This window comes from Geothrix rubra (genome assembly GCF_030268065.1).
In the GTDB taxonomy this organism is placed as follows: domain Bacteria; phylum Acidobacteriota; class Holophagae; order Holophagales; family Holophagaceae; genus Geothrix; species Geothrix rubra.
Genome location: NZ_BSDD01000014.1, coordinates 1 through 2,083 on the forward strand (window position 1 = coordinate 1; position 2,083 = coordinate 2,083).

2 protein-coding genes are annotated in these 2,083 nt (G+C 54.9%); both read right to left on the reverse strand.

Annotation, left to right across the window (positions count from 1 at the left end; genetic code table 11):
- Positions 1-564: 564 nt before the first annotated feature.
- On the reverse strand, positions 565-1,038 hold the full coding sequence (locus QSJ33_RS15545; protein ID WP_285727890.1) for a hypothetical protein: 474 nt from the start codon (positions 1,036-1,038) through the stop codon (positions 565-567).
- 446 nt (positions 1,039-1,484) lie between these two features.
- Entirely contained in the window at positions 1,485-1,898 is a 414-nt protein-coding gene (locus tag QSJ33_RS15550; RefSeq protein WP_285727892.1) for a hypothetical protein, read from the reverse strand.
- Positions 1,899-2,083 lie beyond the last annotated feature (185 nt).

Here is a 2,083-nt window from a genome sequence, read left to right on the forward strand (position 1 = left end):
CCTCCGGCGTGCCACGGGAAGGGGGATGGGCTGAATCTCTCTCTCGGCGATTATTTCAGCGCCATGAACGGAATCGGCACCATCCCCCCGTTTGAAACACGGACCTCCTTCCGGCCGTCAGATCCATCTGATGATCGAAAGGGGCCGGACGTGGAGAACATACAAGAGCGGGGGACAAAGCAGGCTGGGTCCGAGTTGAGCGCCAGGTTAGGCCGAACGCCGACCGATGGATGAACCGAGGCCATGAGACGGGCACGTTAGGCGGAGGTGGGCGGGTGAGGCCACCATGCCGGACCTACCGGCCCAAGCGCTGAGAATGGAAAAGAGCGGAAGATTGAAAAACCAGGACCAGCGGGAAGTGACGGAGATGGAATGACCCACTCTAGCGCGACGGGACCTCGGGGAAGTCATACCAGAAGCGGATTTGGCCGAGCCCGCCCACGTCGGCCTAACGAATGAAGCTAACCGGCCCCGCCTGCACCGGGACGCAGAACGAAGCCGAGAAAGCGAGATGAAGAGAAAGAGCGGAAGGCAATGCAGGCGGGGTCCGAGTTGAGCGGAGGGTTAGGCCGAGCCGTTGACGGACAGTTTGGTGAAGGTTTTCTTTTCAATTGAGTATGTGATTTTCCAGAAGGAATCTCCACCATCTTGAACGTCGATCGGTTTAAACCTCAATTCAGGCCTGCCCGCCAAGATGGATTCGTCAAACGCATTGATGAACAGGAATGTTTTGCCGCTGTTCCGCGCACAGGCCACCTGGAACCTGTACTTATAAAATTTCTTAAACATGCTGGGTTGATTGACACGAATAAACTCTGGAAGCTGTTGTTGCACTTTGAGAAGAACGGAATCTGAAGGCTGAACGAGGTCGAGATTGTTGCCAATCCCTGCATCAAACATGCTGCATAGGGATTTCCCTGCATCACCCACGAGGACCGTAATGTGATCCTTCGGAATTGTGTAAAGCGAAGCTGAAGAGCTTGGCTTGCAGCCGAATGCCCAGACAACCAGCAGTGGGAGGCATAGCTTGCGAATCACGGGCGGCCTAACGAACAAAGCTAACCGGCCCCGCCTGCACCGAGGCGACGAGCGGAGCCGAGGAAGCGAGAAGTTGAGAGAGAGCGGCGGACAATGCAGGCGGGGTCCGAGTTGAGCTAACGGTTAGGCCGATCACTTGGTGGTTTGGTGCGCGAGAGCAGCCCCGTCCTCGAGCCCTTGTCGCCATACCTTGTACATGGCTATCGAAGCAATGATGGCCACAAGACAAACAATTAACCAAAGTCGAGTGGACTTCTTTGATGAGGATGGATCGCTTGCATTACTCATTCAGCACCTCATGGAGTGGGTTTTGCGGGAGGCCTAACGAATGAAGCTAACCGGCCCCGCCTGCACCGAGGCGATGAGCGGAGCCGAGAAAGCGAGAAGTTGAGAGAGAGCGGCAGGCAATGCAGGCGGGGTCCGAGTTGAGCGGAGGGTTAGGCGCATCAGGGAAGGAACTCAACCCAGGTTTGGCGCACTTCTTTCAATTCTTGGTGCCCAGGACTGGCCACTTTGAACTCTATGGTAATGCCACGCCAAATACACGGGAGGCCATTCAGCCGGTCGAGATGACTGTGCCTGGTGATGTTGTATTCAGGACCTTCGAATGTGGTTGTGCCACCATCAGAAACGACCATCACTTGTTTGCAGAAAATGGGCTGTTGGTGAGAATTGATTAAATCAATGTCGGTTTGCGCCTTTGTGAATAGCTCTAGTTTATTTTTATCGATTTTCTTTCTGGCTTCGTCACCTAGAACAAAGAACGGGAACTGTGTTTCAGGTTTATGGCGCCCGAATGATTCATACACATCCTTAAGTTCGTGAACTTTCGTTTCGTGCTTGCATCCAATCGTTAGCACGCAGAAACCAAGGAAGAGAGGCTGGATTGGAATTCTCATTGGGATGCGCCTAACGAACGAAGCTAACCGGCCCGGCCTGCACCGAGGCGCAGAACGGAGCCGAGGAAGCGAGTGGATGAGAGAGAGCGGGGGACAAAGCAGGCTGGGTCCGAGTTGAGCGCCAGGTTAGGCCGAACGCCGACCGC